This window comes from Erwinia billingiae Eb661 (assembly GCF_000196615.1).
GTDB lineage: Bacteria > Pseudomonadota > Gammaproteobacteria > Enterobacterales > Enterobacteriaceae > Erwinia > Erwinia billingiae.
Genome location: NC_014306.1, coordinates 3,852,430 through 3,866,762, shown reverse-complemented (window position 1 = coordinate 3,866,762; position 14,333 = coordinate 3,852,430). Strand labels below are relative to the sequence as shown.

Sequence of the window (14,333 nt, the reverse complement as noted above, 5' to 3'; positions counted from 1 at the left end):
TGAGGTAACAATATGCCATTGCTGGATAGCTTTACTGTCGATCATACGATTATGGCGGCACCTGCGGTTCGTGTAGCTAAGACCATGAACACTCCTCATGGCGATACCATTACCGTTTTCGACCTGCGTTTCTGCAAGCCAAACAAAGAAGTGATGCCTGAGCGCGGGATCCACACGCTGGAGCACCTGTTTGCTGGCTTCATGCGTAACCACCTGAACGGTGATGGCGTGGAGATCATTGATATCTCCCCAATGGGTTGCCGTACCGGCTTCTACATGAGCCTGATTGGTACACCTGATGAGCAGCGTGTGGCAAAAGCCTGGAAAGGGGCAATGCAGGACGTGCTGAAAGTCACCGACCAGCGCAAAATCCCTGAACTGAACGAATATCAGTGCGGCACGTTTGAGATGCACTCTTTAGATGAAGCGCAGGATATTGCACGTCACATTATCGACAACGACATTCGCGTGAACCATAACGACGAACTGGCGCTGCCGAAAGACAAACTGCAGGAACTGCACATCTAGTTTGTCCGGGGCAAGTGAGTTTGCCCCAACGTCTTACCTTCTGAACAGGGCGGAAAATTTCCCGCCCTTTTTTACCGCCCGCCTTTTACGATCCGACTGACTCTTTCAACGATTTCTTCGGTATGATGCGTACCTGCTTAATCATATTCTCCTGAACATCAAGAATATCAATCGCATAGTTGCCCACTTTTACCCGGGTGTTAGGTAACGGAATATCCTGTATCTCTTCAAGGATCATGCCGTTCACCGTACGGGCTTCATCTTCTGGCAACGTCCAGTTAAAGGCTTTGTTCAGCTCACGGATGTTGGCACTGCCTTCAACCAGCACTGAACCGTCATTCTGCGGTACCACTTCTTCCGCCAGAGTAGGGGACATCGAGGTGGTGAAGTCGCCGACAATCTCTTCAAGAATGTCTTCGATGGTCACCAGCCCTTTGATATCGCCATACTCATCCACCACCAGGCCAACCTTCTTCTTATTGCGCTGGAATTTAACCAGCTGCACGTTCAGCGGAGTGCCTTCAGGAACGTAATAAATTTCGTCCGCAGCGCGCAGCATGACTTCCTTGGTGAACTCTTTCTTCTCGGTCATCAGCCGATAGGCTTCGCGCACGCGCAGCATGCTGATGGTGTCATCAAGTGAGTCACGGTACAGCACGATGCGGCCATGAGGAGAGTGGGTCAGCTGGCGAACAATCGATTTCCAGTCATCGTTGATATTAATGCCGGCAATCTCATTGCGGGGCACCATGATGTCATCGACGTTCACTTTTTCCAGATCCAGCACTGACAGCAGCATGTCCTGATTGCGACGGGACATCAGTGAGCGTGACTCATGCACGATGGTACGCAGCTCGTCTTTGCTTAATGCGCCGCTGATAGCCCCATCGCTTCTGATGCCCACCATGCTCATCAGCAGGCGCGTAATGGTGTTCAGCAACCACACCAGCGGCATCATCACGATCTGTAACGGGCCGAGCAGGAAGCTGCTGGGGAAAGCGACTTTTTCAGGATAGAGCGCAGCAATGGTTTTTGGCAGAACTTCAGAGAACACCAGTACTGCAAACGTCAGGATCCCGGTGGCGATGGCCACACCCGCATCGCCATATAGCCGCATGCCGACGATGGTGGCCAGCGCGGAGGCCAGAATATTCACCAGGTTATTGCCAATCAACACCAGGCTGATCAGGCGGTCAGGACGACGCAGCAGTTTTTCAACACGACGAGCGGCACGGTTACCGTTTTTAGCCAGATGGCGAAGCTTATAGCGATTGAGGGTCATCATCCCCGTCTCGGAACCTGAGAAGTAGGCCGAGACAAAAATCATGATGACCAGAGTGATAATTAACGTGGTGGTTGAAACATGTTCCAACGAAGGAATTCCTTGTAGTGGAGGGTCATGAGGTCAGGAAGTGCTGCAACATCCGGCTACCGAAGTACGCCATGGTCAGCAGAAAAGCCCCGCCGCAGTTGAACCAGGCTACGCGGCGACCGCGCCAGCCTTCGTGATAATGACCCCAAAGCAAAACGATATAGACGAACCAGGCAAGAATCGACAGCACGGCTTTGTCAACATTCTCGCGACTGAAAAGATCGTGCATGTAAAACAAGCCGGTGCAAAGCACCAGCGTCAGAAGCACCACGCCAACCTGAGTGATGTGGAACATCTTGCGCTCAATGGTCATCAACGGCGGGATATCACTGTTAAAGGCCAGCTTCTTGTTTTTCAGCAGATAGTCGATCCACGCCAGTTGTAAGGCATAGAGTGCGGCAATGATCAGCGTAGCATATGCAAACAGTGCCAGACCGATATGCACCATCATCCCCGGTGTGGTTTCGAGGTGGGTGATAAAGGCGTTGGGCACAAACGTGGCAAAGGCCAGGTTGATCAACGCAAAGCTGTACACAATCGGCAGCAGCATCCAGCCACGATTGCGTGAGGCGACGATGGTCATGATCGCGCAAATCAGCAAGCTGACCAGTGAGCCAATATTCAGCAGGCTAAGATTCTGGCCGCCGTCGATGGCAAAAATACGCTGTTCGAGCGCGACAGCGTGGCAAATCAGCGCGATTACAGCTGAGATTACCGCCAGGCGACGCCATCCACTTTGCTTGCGCAGCAGGCTGGGAATAATCAAAGCAAGGCTGAAGGAGTAGGCGAGTAGCGCCAGGATCGCAAAAACGGACATAGGTGTTGTCAGGTACCAGCCAGATGAGAAAAAAATCAGTATAGCGTCAGCGGCTGCTGGCTCCAAACGATCTCAACGCAGATGGCTGAGATCGCAGCGGCTTCATGTTATAATCCGTCCCATTGTGTCGCCTGGCGACCTCTCATTACGTTGAGCGAGAGACGATGTTTGATAATTTAACCGACAGATTGTCGCAATCCCTGCGCAATATCAGTGGCCGTGGACGGCTGACCGAAGACAACATTAAGGACACGCTGCGCGAAGTTCGCATGGCGTTACTTGAGGCGGACGTTGCGCTGCCGGTGGTGCGTGACTTTATCAACCGCGTAAAAGAGCGGGCGGTAGGTCAGGATGTAAATAAAAGCCTGACCCCAGGTCAGGAGTTCGTCAAGATCGTTCAGAGTGAACTGGTCGCGGCGATGGGCGCAGAAAATAACACGCTTAACCTGGCGGCGCAGCCTCCTGCCGTGGTGCTGATGGCTGGCCTGCAGGGTGCGGGTAAAACCACCAGTGTCGGTAAGCTGGGTAAATTCCTGCGCGAAAAGCACAAAAAGAAAGTGCTGGTCGTCTCTGCCGACGTTTATCGCCCGGCGGCGATCAAACAGTTGGAAACCCTGGCTGAACAGGTTGGCGTTGATTTCTGCCCATCCGATCTGAGCCAGAAGCCGGTTGATATCGTTAAGAATGCGTTACAGCAGGCTAAGCTGAAGTTCTACGACGTGCTGCTGGTGGATACCGCCGGTCGTTTACACGTAGACGAAGCGATGATGGACGAAATCAAACAGGTTCACGCCGCGATTAACCCGGTAGAAACCCTGTTTGTGGTCGATGCGATGACCGGCCAGGATGCCGCCAATACAGCGAAAGCGTTTAACGAAGCGCTGCCGTTGACCGGTGTGATCCTGACCAAGGTGGACGGTGATGCCCGTGGCGGTGCTGCCCTGTCTATCCGTCAAATCACCGGCAAACCGATTAAATTTATGGGTGTGGGTGAAAAAACCGACGCTCTGGAGCCGTTCTACCCGGAACGTATTGCTTCCCGTATCCTTGGAATGGGCGATGTGCTGTCGCTGATTGAAGATATCGAAAGCAAAGTTGACCGTGCTCAGGCTGAAAAGCTGGCCAGCAAGCTCAAGAAGGGTGACGGCTTCGATCTGAACGACTTCCTCGATCAGCTCAAGCAGATGCGTAACATGGGTGGCATGGCCAGCCTGATGGGCAAACTGCCGGGCATGGGGCAACTGCCTGATAACGTGAAGTCGCAGATGGACGATAAAGTGCTGGTGCGCATGGAATCGATGATCAACTCCATGACGCGTAAAGAGCGCGAAAAGCCGGAGATCATCAAAGGTTCCCGCAAGCGCCGCATTGCAACCGGTTCAGGTATGCAGGTGCAGGACGTTAACCGCTTATTGAAGCAGTTTGACGACATGCAGCGCATGATGAAGAAGATGAAAAAGGGCGGTATGGCGAAGATGATGCGCGGCATGAAAGGTATGATGCCGCCGGGCTTCCCGGGCCGCTAAATCAGCCGAAAAGACAGGATGGAGAATTAGATTGCTTTTTGCGCCAAAATGAGTAAAATTTTCGGGCTTTTTATATTGCATTCGGGCCCCGTTCCCTCAATGGGGCCCGTGTGTTTTATTAACTCAAGAGGATGTTATGGTAACAATTCGTTTGGCACGTCACGGCGCTAAAAAGCGTCCGTTCTATCAGGTAGTCGTCACTGACAGCCGTAATGCTCGCAACGGTCGCTTCATCGAGCGCGTTGGTTTCTTCAACCCGATCGCATCTGGTCAGGCTGAAGCACTGCGTCTGGATCTGGACCGCATTGAGCACTGGGTTGGCCAGGGCGCTACTGTTTCTGACCGCGTTGGTGCGCTGGTCAAAGAAGCTAAGAAAGCAGCTTAATCTGTCACGGTGGTCAACATGAGCAAGCAACTCGCCGCGCGGTCTCCAGCTAACCCGTTAATTCTGGGGAAGATGGGATCAGCCTACGGTATCCGTGGTTGGCTCAAAGTGTTTTCCTCCACCGAAGATGCCGAAAGCATTTTTGACTATCAGCCGTGGTTTATCCAACGTGCGGGTCAATGGCAGCTTGTCGAGCTGGAAGGCTGGAAGCGCCACAATCAGGACATGATCATCAAAGTCAAAGGCATTGACGATCGTGATACTGCCGGTCTGCTGACGAATTGCGAAATTGTCGTGGACTCAGAGCAGTTGCCGGAACTGGACGGCGGCGATTACTACTGGAAAGACCTTATAGGTTGCCAGGTAGTCACCACTGAAGGTTACGAGCTGGGTAAAGTCACTGAGTTGATGGAAACCGGTTCGAACGACGTTCTCGTCGTACAGGCAAACCTGAAGGATGCATTCGGTGCGAAGGAGCGGTTAATTCCGTTCCTTGATGGACAGGTTATCAAGAATGTCGATCTCACTACCGGCACCATTGAAGTAGATTGGGATCCTGGTTTTTGAGCTCCGGACAAGACGGTATGGCACCAGCTTCATCGCTGTGGATTGGCGTTATCAGCCTGTTCCCAGAGATGTTCAGCGCGATTACCGATTACGGAGTAACTGGCCGGGCAGTAAAAAATGGCCTGCTCAGCATCCAGAGCTGGAGTCCTCGTGACTTCGCTCATGACCGGCACCGCACCGTGGACGAACGTCCATTCGGCGGCGGACCGGGGATGCTAATGATGGTTCAACCCTTACGGGATGCCATCCACGCAGCAAAAGCGGCGGCAGGAGAAGGCGCTAAGGTGATTTATCTTTCACCTCAGGGTCGCAAACTCGATCAAGATGGGGTTTGCGAGCTGGCGACCAACCAGAAACTGATTCTGGTATGTGGTCGTTATGAAGGGATTGATGAGCGCGTAATCAAAACCGAAATCGATGAAGAATGGTCGATTGGCGATTACGTACTCAGTGGTGGGGAGCTACCCGCAATGACGTTGATTGATTCAGTTGCCCGGTTTATTCCAGGCGTACTGGGTAAGCAGGCGTCAGCCGATGAAGATTCGTTCTCTAACGGTTTGCTGGATTGCCCACACTACACCCGACCTGAAGTGTTAGAAGGGATGGAGGTTCCGCCAGTTCTGCTGTCGGGCAACCATGCTGAAATTCGCCGTTGGCGCCTGAAACAGTCGTTGGGCCGTACCTGGCTAAGAAGACCTGAACTTCTGGAAAACCTGGCTCTGACTGAAGAGCAAGCAAAGTTGCTGAAGGAGTTCCAAAAGGAGCTTCGCTAAGCAACATAACGATGATGGGCATGCACGGCAATCGCCGCGCGCCTGAATATCAGTTTACCCAGGATAAGAGATTTAATTATGAGCAACATTATTAAGCAAATTGAACAAGAGCAGATGAAACAGGACGTACCTTCATTCCGTCCGGGTGATTCCGTGGAAGTGAAAGTATGGGTCGTTGAAGGTTCTAAGAAACGTCTGCAGGCATTCGAGGGCGTGGTTATCGCTATTCGTAACCGCGGTCTGCACTCTGCATTCACTGTTCGTAAAATTTCTAACGGCGAAGGTGTTGAGCGTGTATTCCAGACTCACTCACCGGTTATCGACAGCATTGCTGTGAAACGTCGTGGCGCCGTGCGTCAGGCTAAACTGTACTATCTGCGTGAGCGTACTGGTAAGTCTGCACGTATCAAAGAACGTTTGGGCGCTAAAGCAACTTCTTAAGTTAATAGCGAACAAGGGGCTGACCGAAAGGCGGCCCCTTTTTTTGTGCCTGAAATTTGCCTCACCGCTGTCGGTGAAAATGGTAGATGGCGGTGTTCACCGGACCGCTGTCCAGCACGATCAAACCGTACTTAATGCCGATAAACTCCGCGCCACACTTTAGCGCCACACCCCGGCTGGCCAGATTCTCTTCAACGGCCAGGATCTCCACAATCTCTCTTTCCGGACTTTGCCAGGCGAGATCGACCAGATACTGCACCGCGGAGCTGGCAATCCCCTGACGCTGTTCACTGCTACGCACCCAGTAGCCGATGGAACAATGATTCTGCTGATCTCTGGAGTAGCGTAACCCTGCGCCACCCAGCAAGCGCCCGTCTTCTGCGAACAGGCCCAGTTCATTGGCTTCCCCTTTATCCCGAAGCAGATGAGAGATGGCGAACCACTGGCGGGCTTCGGCTTCAGTGAATCCTGAGTGCGCCCACAGTAACCAGGGACGTAACGTATCCATTGAATCATTCACGGCCTGAGAGAATGCGGGAGCATCTTCATCACGGTAGGGGCGAAGCTGGATTTTCATTGCAGGCTCTCCTTTAGCGGGATTAATCCTTAGTTATCTTCATCATAGGTTATCATTTCAACATTCACGAACGAATCTTATGTCTGCCCGTGCCCTTTATGGACGCGCAGAAAACCTAGAGTGAACGGGATGGCACGAATAAAACAGGGGAAATTTCACATATCAGTGTAAAGTTAAGTGTACATATGATTTGTGGGTTAGGGGTGCGCTAGGTTATTTATAGATATGATTTATATAGATTTATTTAAATAAGTTCAAAGGGTGATTGGTTGTGGTAATAAAAGTGTACATGCGTGGATTGAGTTTTGTATCGCATATGATACATTATCAATCACCCCATAGAGGGCTGACCTACGCATATCGAGAGAAACAGGATGACCATCATGCAAAAAGACGCGCTTAATAATGTCCATATCGCTGGCGAACAGATTCTGATCACGCCAGAAGAGTTAAAAAAACAGTACCCGCTGAATGCAGCGCTGGAAGCGCAAATCACCGCTTCCCGCCAGACCATTGCCGATATCACCAGCGGCAAAGATCACCGTTTGTTGGTGGTTTGTGGCCCTTGCTCAATTCACGATACTGAAGCCGCGTTGGAATATGCTCGTCAGCTGAAAGGTCTCTCCGAGCAACTGAAGGATCAGTTGTACATCGTTATGCGTGTCTATTTTGAAAAACCTCGTACGACCGTTGGCTGGAAAGGTTTAATCAACGATCCGTACATGGATAACTCTTTCGATATGGAAGCCGGTCTGCACATTGCTCGCCGTCTGTTGTTGGACCTGGTTGAAATGGGCCTGCCGCTGGCGACCGAAGCGCTGGATCCTAACAGCCCGCAATACCTTGGCGATCTGTTCAGCTGGTCAGCAATTGGTGCGCGTACCACAGAATCTCAGACTCACCGCGAAATGGCATCGGGCTTATCCATGCCGGTTGGCTTTAAAAATGGCACTGACGGCAGCCTGGGCACGGCGATCAACGCCATGCGTGCGGCATCAATGCCTCACCGTTTTGTCGGCATCAATCAGAGTGGCCAGGTGTGCCTGTTGCAGACCCAGGGCAATCCGGATGGTCATGTGATCCTGCGTGGCGGCAAAAGCCCGAACTACGGCCCGGAAGATGTCGCGCAGTGTGAAAAAGAGATGCGTCAGGCGGGACTCCGTCCTTCCTTGATGATAGATTGCAGCCATGGCAATTCTAACAAAGATTTTCGTCGTCAGTCCGGCGTGGCTGAATCTGCGGTAGCGCAGATCAAAGACGGCAACCGTTCAATTATGGGCCTGATGCTGGAAAGCAATATTCACGAAGGCAACCAGTCTTCCGAGCAACCGCGCAGTGATATGCGCTACGGCGTTTCCGTTACTGATGCCTGCATCAACTGGGAAACCACGGAAACCTTGCTGCGTGAAATTCATCAGGACCTGAACGGAGTGCTGGCGGCGCGTCTGTCGCAAGAGGATTAATTATGGTGGCTGAACTGACCGCGCTACGCGATCAAATTGATGAAGTTGATAAAGCGCTGCTCGATCTGCTGGCCAAACGTCTGCACCTCGTCGCTGAAGTCGGCGAGGTAAAGAGCCGTTATGGATTACCGATTTATGTTCCAGAGCGTGAAGCCTCAATGCTGGCTTCACGCCGCAAAGAAGCTGAGTTGCTCGGTGTCCCGCCTGACCTGATCGAAGATATTCTTCGTCGGGTGATGCGTGAATCCTACACCAGCGAAAATGATAAAGGCTTTAAAACGCTGAATCCCGATCTGCGCCCGGTGGTGATTGTCGGTGGCAGAGGGCAGATGGGGCGTCTGTTTGAAAAGATGCTTACGCTGTCCGGCTATCAGGTGAAGATCCTTGATAAAGAAGACTGGGAACAGGCTGACAGTATGCTGTCTGATGCCGGAATGGTGATCATCAGCGTACCGATCCACCTGACCGAGCAGGTGATTGCCGGGCTGCCGCCATTGCCTGACGACTGTATTCTGGTCGATCTGGCATCGGTAAAAAACAGTCCGTTGCAGGCGATGTTGGCGGCACACAGCGGCCCGGTTTTAGGCCTGCACCCGATGTTTGGTCCGGACAGTGGAAGCCTGGCGAAGCAGTTAGTGGTTTGGTGTGATGGCCGTCAGCCAGAGGCCTATCAATGGCTGCTGGAACAGATTCAGGTGTGGGGCGCGCGTCTACACCGTATCAGCGCGGTGGAACACGACCAGAACATGGCCTTTATTCAGGCGCTGCGTCACTTCGCAACCTTCGCTTATGGCTTACATCTGGCCGAAGAGAATGTCCAGCTCGAACAGCTGCTGGCGCTCTCCTCGCCAATCTACCGGCTGGAGTTGGCGATGGTGGGCAGGCTGTTTGCTCAGGACCCACAGTTGTATGCGGACATCATTATGTCGTCCGAGAACAATCTGGCGCTGATTAAACGTTACTACCAGCGATTCGGTGAAGCTATCAAGCTGCTGGAGCAGGGCGATAAGCAGGCGTTTATTACCAGCTTCCGCAAAGTGGAGCACTGGTTTGGCGATTATGCCCAACGCTTCATGTTGGAAAGCCGTACGCTGCTACGCCAGGCGAATGACAGCCGACCGTAATCTCTCCATCAAAAGGCCGGAAACGGCCTTTTTCTATTCACTGCAAAAACCCGCATCCTTAAATATCTGCTGAGCCCTGGCTGACAGTAGAAATGCTGCCAGTGGTTGCGCACGCTCCTGACACACGGCAAAAGCATAATCAGCCGTGATTTGCCAGGGCGCGGGAATGGATAGCGTCACCAGGTTTCCCTTCTCTTTCAGCAATGGCGCGTAGCTCTGATAGCCAATAAACATCTCAGCCTGTTTGGTATTCAGTAACCAGCTTGCAGCCAGTTCTCCGGCCGGGATGGCTGTGCTTTGCGGGCCACCAACCAGCGGCATCGCTCGCTGCTTTAACGCCCTGCCTTCTCCGGGATGCGTCGCGTCAATACGATCAAAAAGCTGCCAGGTATAATCGCCTGACGGATCGCTTAATGGCGTGGACGTTGCCAGGCGCAAGTGCGGATCCCGCAACAGATCTAACCAGTCACGACCTTGTGCAGCCAGCGTAGCGGTAACGCTCAGACAGAGTTGATTGTGGGTAAACAGGGCGGTATGGATTGCCTGTCCTTTCTCAACCAAAGTCTGAGGATGGGCTGAGTTGGCTGACGCAAACAGAACGCAGGCTTCGCCCTGTTCGATGCGTTGCAACAGCAGGCCAGCAGGACCAAAATCAGTCGTCACGCTGATGCCACTTTCCCGTTCGAATGCCGTCATTAATCTGGGCCAGACCACCCGCAGGCTGCCGGCCGCTAAGACCGTTATGCTGCACATCAATTACCGCCAACGTAGTGAGTACGGTAGAAACGTTGATACCAGCTGTCGGCTCTTTTCTGCATATCGATATCGCTGAATTTTTCAGGATACAGCTTCTTCGCCATCCACAGTTCGCCCAGTGCCAGCGCTTCCGGCATTGGATAACCCCAGGCCTTTGCATACTCAGGCATCAGATAAACGCGGTGATTTTTTACCGCATCTACGGCTTGCCAGGCTGGCTGCTGATTGATCTCATCGATCACTTTTGGGTAACGGTCCTGTACAAAGATCACCTGCGGGTTCCAGGCGATGATTTGCTCCATCGAGACCTGCTTGAAGCCTTTGACCGTGGCTGCCGCGACGTTCAACGCACCGGCATGTGCCATCATCAACCCGGTGTATTTTCCGGAACCATAAGTCGTCAGATCCGGATTGGCCATATAAGCGCGGATCCGCCGTTCGGCAGGAATGTCTTTCAGTCGATCCGCCGTTTGCTGGCGCTCGTCAAAAGTCGCTTTAATCAGCGCTTCGGCCTGTGGCTGATGGTTTACCACCTCACCGATCAATCTGATCCCGTCCTTCAGGCCCTGGTTATAAGCCTGATCTTCGTTCTGTAACTGAGGGTTCAGTTCACCTTGCTGTTTCTCATCACCGCTACGCAGTGAAATCGCAATCACCGCAATGCCAAGGTTTTGGATCTGGTCGATCATCTCTTTCGGGGCGTAGTTGGTGACAAAAACTACCTGCGGATGCAGCGCGACCAATTTCTCCACGTCAACATGCGTCAGATCGCCCAGCGCAGGAATGGTGGCCAGCTGCGGGACCAGACGCTGATAGCCGTCTCCTAACTGTTGTTTCCAGTTACCCAGAATGCCAACCATGGTATTGGTCGCGTCGAGCTGGACTAACAGGTTCAGCGTCTGATGCTGCAGAACCACCACGCGATCGACACGATCCGGGATGGTGACCTGCCGGCCTAACTGATCGGTGACCTGACGGGCAGCCTGGGAGCAAAAAGGAGCAAGGGCGAGTAGGGCGGTAAAAGCAGCAGTCTTGAAGGCGCGCAACATGGTGATTCCCTGAGTAACGTTATATAAAGCATAATATAGCGTTAGGTCGAAAGGAGACAATGATTCTGCGCAAACAAGTCGAGGAGGCATCGGCCGGGGTTGAGATGGCCAATGCCTGGAAGGCGTTAAAGCTTATTCAGGTTCAACCGGGATAACGTTTTCGCTCGGGTAGCAACCCAGCACTTTCAGGGAACGGGTAATCGGCGTCAGCTCTTTCAATGCCTGCTGAACCTCATCGGAACGCAGGTTGCCCTGGAAATCGATATAAAACATCTCTTCCCATGGATTGCCGTTGATGGGACGGGATTCCAGCTTACTCATCACCAGGTTGTGCTGACGCAGAACCAGCAGGGCTTCTACCAGCGCACCCGCTTGCTGGCCTGTAGCCATAATCAGCGTGGTTTTAGCGGGAACCTGCGGCGTCACCTCTACCGGTTTGCGGGCGAGGATAATGAAGCGGGTGATATTTTGCTTCTGATTCGCCAGGTTACGTTCCAGTACCTGCAGCCCATAAAGATCTCCGCCTGCTTCGCTGCCAATGGCGGCAACTTTAGGCGAGTCCATGGCGGCGACTTTTTCCATCGCGGCAGCAGTGCTTTCGGTGTACTCAATTTTCCAGTGCGGATAGCGATTAATGAACTGGCTACACTGCTGGAAAGGCTGAGGATGACTGTAAACCGTCTCGATTTGTTGCAGATCGGTGCTGCCGTTGACCAGCACGCAGTGATCGATCGGAATGGTCATCTCGCCGACAATTGAAAGGCTGGTCAGCTGCAGCAGGTCATAGACATCGTTGATCGAGCCGGAGCTGGTATTTTCAATTGGCAACACCGCATAGTCCGCCTGGCCGGTTTCGACCTGATTAAAGATGTCCTGGAATTTCAGACAGCCGCTTTCGATAAATGTCTCAAAATGGCGCGCGGCGTAGTTGCGTGCAGCCAGATGGGAGTAAGAACCTTTCGGGCCGAGGAAGGCAACGCGTGCGGATTGAGCCGTGGTCTTATTGAGGTGCTTTTGCAGCAGGGCTTGCTGCGTCAGCACCGAGTCTTCGATAATCAGCTGAAACAGACGCGTGATGTAATGCGCGTCCAGCTTGTGGCCTTTGCCAAGGGTAATCAGATGCTCAAGCAGGTCTCGCTCGCGGTCGATGTCGCGGATAGGGCGATGTGTTGCCATCTTCGCCGTTGCAACCTCAATCGCCAGCGCCCGGCGTTGAGCAAGCATATTCAGCAGTTGTTCATCCAGCGCGCTGATTTTATCGCGCAGGCCGAGCAGGGGATTCTCAGGGGTCATAAGGCTACCTGTCAGATGTTCATAAAAAAAAAGCCTCCCGCTGGGGAGGCTTTGTAGTTCGTCTTCGCATTCATTCTTACACGACGAATTGCCTCCCAATCAGGGGAAGGTAAAGAAGGTAAAAAAGAATGCGAAGAAGAACGGTCGTTTGTGCATTGTGCTATCCAGAACCGGAGAGCGTTTAAAGTAACCGCTGCAATTTATTTCTGTCAATAAAAAACGCGCCCTGAGGCGCGTTATCTTCCTTTTGACGTCTATTCCTGATCGATGATGCTCAGGTCTTTCACACTGGCATTGGCGCGGCGCGCTTCACCTTTATGCTGAACCTTGTTCAGCTGGCGTTCCAGTTTTCCGATCAGATCATTGATAGCCGTATACATATCATCATGCTTCGCGCTGGCGACCAGCGGGCCATTTGGCGTATTGATGGTGGCATCAGCGACAAATTCCTTCGGCTCCTTTGAAAGAACGATATGGGGTTTTATCAGGTCAGTTTGCCATTTTTCGAGCTTGGCGAGACGGTCTTCGACATGTTGGCGGATAGCCGGAGTGATTTCCATGTGCTTGCTGGTAATGTTCAGAACCATAGTGCTTACCTCTCTGTCATTTCCGTCGAATGTAGGTCCAGCATACCTCGAAAAAGAGGTTTATGCGTGATTCACATCACGTTTTTTTGTCACTTTTTGTCAATGTGGAGAAATCTGTGAGATGGGAGGAGAAATGCTGAAATGGGGGTTGTCGGGGCGCTTTTTAGCGGGCATTATTGACTGGATAACTCAGAAGAGAACTGGGCAATTAGCAGGAATTCTGAGCAAAAAAATGGCAGCCACGGGCTGCCATTTTTCATTTCAACGCTTAAGCCTGATTTGCTGCAATCAACTTAGCGACTTTGTCCGCTTCAGCATTTAACTGCAGCTGACGGTATGCATTTTCCATCAGTGGCAGTGCCGTGCGCGTAGCCTGAGTGTCCGGATAATCTTTCATCATTTGCTCAACACGGTTAACTACTGCGACATAAGCCTCGCGCTTAGTGTAGAATTGAGCAACGGATAATTCATATTTCGCCAGACGATCTTTCAGATACACCAGACGCTTTCTTGCATCTGTTGCATATTGACTGTTCGGGTAACCGCGCAGCAGCTGAGAGAAATCATGGAAGGCGTCACGCGCATGCGTCGGATCGCGGTCAGAGCGGTCGATGCCGAAAAAGCCCTGCAGTGCGCTATCGTCCAGCGCCATATCCGTCAGACCACGCATATAAATCACGTAATCAATATTCGGGTGGGTTGGATTCAGACGCATGAAGCGGTCAATTGCGGCCTGCGCCAGCGGCAAATCGGCATTTTTGTAGTAAGCGTAGATCAAGTCTAGCTGAACTTGCTGGGAGTAAGGGCCGAACGGGTAGCGGTTATCAAGCGCTTCCAGTTGCGTTATTGCTCCTTTAAAGTTACCGTCCTGCAGTTTTTGCTGGGCTGTGGCATAGATTTCAGAAGGCGGATTGTCAGGCACCGTTTCCTTCGAACCGGAACAACCAGCCAATGCCAGGCTCAACGTGGCTGCAGCCACCAGATATTTCATACGCGTCATGACGATTTGATTATCCTCAGAGTGTTATTCAGGAAGCTGTCCATGTAGCTCCCGATAGTGACCAGGTACAATAGC

The 14,333-nt window shown here is 52.3% G+C and carries 16 protein-coding genes and 1 other annotated feature; of the genes, 8 read left to right on the top strand and 8 right to left on the bottom strand.

The features are described from left to right. The first annotated feature begins 12 nt into the window (after nt 1-12). Nucleotides 13-528: an S-ribosylhomocysteine lyase gene (luxS, locus tag EBC_RS19090; RefSeq protein ID WP_013203492.1), complete on the top strand. Its 516-nt coding sequence runs from the start codon at nt 13-15 to the stop codon at nt 526-528. An 85-nt stretch (nt 529-613) separates the two neighbouring features. Here luxS and EBC_RS19085 read toward each other — a convergent pair whose 3' ends face one another. Together EBC_RS19085 and EBC_RS19080 are read right to left on the bottom strand one after the other, a co-directional pair. Beyond that, nucleotides 614-1,900, bottom strand: a complete 1,287-nt coding sequence (locus EBC_RS19085; RefSeq protein WP_041692104.1) for an HlyC/CorC family transporter — start codon at nt 1,898-1,900, stop codon at nt 614-616. 25 nt (nt 1,901-1,925) lie between these two features. Continuing rightward, nucleotides 1,926-2,717 (bottom strand): cytochrome C assembly family protein, encoded by a 792-nt coding sequence (locus tag EBC_RS19080; protein WP_013203490.1) that lies wholly within the window; start codon nt 2,715-2,717, stop codon nt 1,926-1,928. A gap of 164 nt (nt 2,718-2,881) precedes the next feature. On the opposite strand from EBC_RS19080, the gene ffh reads away from it, so the two are divergent. The 5 genes from ffh to rplS all read left to right on the top strand — a co-directional run bounded on the left by ffh (nt 2,882) and on the right by rplS (nt 6,409). Further along, nucleotides 2,882-4,243: a signal recognition particle protein gene (gene ffh / locus EBC_RS19075; RefSeq protein ID WP_013203489.1), complete on the top strand. Its 1,362-nt coding sequence runs from the start codon at nt 2,882-2,884 to the stop codon at nt 4,241-4,243. Between the two features lie 136 nt (nt 4,244-4,379). Continuing rightward, entirely contained in the window at nt 4,380-4,628 is a 249-nt protein-coding gene (gene rpsP, locus EBC_RS19070; protein WP_013203488.1) for a 30S ribosomal protein S16, read from the top strand. A gap of 18 nt (nt 4,629-4,646) precedes the next feature. Further along, nucleotides 4,647-5,195, top strand: coding sequence for a ribosome maturation factor RimM (gene rimM, locus EBC_RS19065; RefSeq protein WP_041692103.1), 549 nt, complete (start codon nt 4,647-4,649; stop codon nt 5,193-5,195). A gap of 17 nt (nt 5,196-5,212) precedes the next feature. Then, nucleotides 5,213-5,968: a tRNA (guanosine(37)-N1)-methyltransferase TrmD gene (gene trmD, locus EBC_RS19060; RefSeq protein WP_013203486.1), complete on the top strand. Its 756-nt coding sequence runs from the start codon at nt 5,213-5,215 to the stop codon at nt 5,966-5,968. Between the two features lie 78 nt (nt 5,969-6,046). Further along, the gene (gene rplS, locus EBC_RS19055; RefSeq protein ID WP_013203485.1) at nt 6,047-6,409 is read left to right on the top strand and encodes a 50S ribosomal protein L19; all 363 of its coding nucleotides are present in this window, start codon (nt 6,047-6,049) and stop codon (nt 6,407-6,409) included. A gap of 61 nt (nt 6,410-6,470) precedes the next feature. Here rplS and EBC_RS19050 read toward each other — a convergent pair whose 3' ends face one another. Further along, complete coding sequence (locus EBC_RS19050) at nt 6,471-6,986, bottom strand: GNAT family N-acetyltransferase (RefSeq protein WP_013203484.1); 516 nt, start codon at nt 6,984-6,986, stop codon at nt 6,471-6,473. 383 nt (nt 6,987-7,369) lie between these two features. On the opposite strand from EBC_RS19050, the gene EBC_RS19045 reads away from it, so the two are divergent. Next, complete coding sequence (locus tag EBC_RS19045; RefSeq protein ID WP_041692101.1) at nt 7,370-8,449, top strand: 3-deoxy-7-phosphoheptulonate synthase; 1,080 nt, start codon at nt 7,370-7,372, stop codon at nt 8,447-8,449. Between the two features lie 2 nt (nt 8,450-8,451). Further along, nucleotides 8,452-9,573: a bifunctional chorismate mutase/prephenate dehydrogenase gene (gene tyrA, locus EBC_RS19040; RefSeq protein WP_013203482.1), complete on the top strand. Its 1,122-nt coding sequence runs from the start codon at nt 8,452-8,454 to the stop codon at nt 9,571-9,573. A gap of 33 nt (nt 9,574-9,606) precedes the next feature. Here tyrA and EBC_RS19035 read toward each other — a convergent pair whose 3' ends face one another. The 5 genes from EBC_RS19035 to bamD all read right to left on the bottom strand — a co-directional run bounded on the left by EBC_RS19035 (nt 9,607) and on the right by bamD (nt 14,258). Beyond that, entirely contained in the window at nt 9,607-10,326 is a 720-nt protein-coding gene (locus EBC_RS19035; RefSeq protein WP_013203481.1) for a substrate-binding domain-containing protein, read from the bottom strand. Next, the gene (locus tag EBC_RS19030; RefSeq protein ID WP_013203480.1) at nt 10,326-11,378 is read right to left on the bottom strand and encodes an ABC transporter substrate-binding protein; all 1,053 of its coding nucleotides are present in this window, start codon (nt 11,376-11,378) and stop codon (nt 10,326-10,328) included. The genes EBC_RS19035 and EBC_RS19030 overlap by 1 nt, the downstream gene beginning before the upstream one ends. A gap of 132 nt (nt 11,379-11,510) precedes the next feature. Then, on the bottom strand, nt 11,511-12,671 hold the full coding sequence (gene pheA, locus EBC_RS19025; RefSeq protein WP_013203479.1) for a bifunctional chorismate mutase/prephenate dehydratase: 1,161 nt from the start codon (nt 12,669-12,671) through the stop codon (nt 11,511-11,513). Nucleotides 12,672-12,694: 23 nt separating this feature from the next. After that, nucleotides 12,695-12,828, bottom strand: a sequence feature (Phe leader region). A gap of 97 nt (nt 12,829-12,925) precedes the next feature. Further along, nucleotides 12,926-13,258, bottom strand: a complete 333-nt coding sequence (gene raiA / locus EBC_RS19020; protein WP_013203478.1) for a ribosome-associated translation inhibitor RaiA — start codon at nt 13,256-13,258, stop codon at nt 12,926-12,928. Nucleotides 13,259-13,526: 268 nt separating this feature from the next. Beyond that, nucleotides 13,527-14,258, bottom strand: coding sequence for an outer membrane protein assembly factor BamD (gene bamD / locus EBC_RS19015; RefSeq protein ID WP_013203477.1), 732 nt, complete (start codon nt 14,256-14,258; stop codon nt 13,527-13,529). Nucleotides 14,259-14,333: the final 75 nt, after the last annotated feature.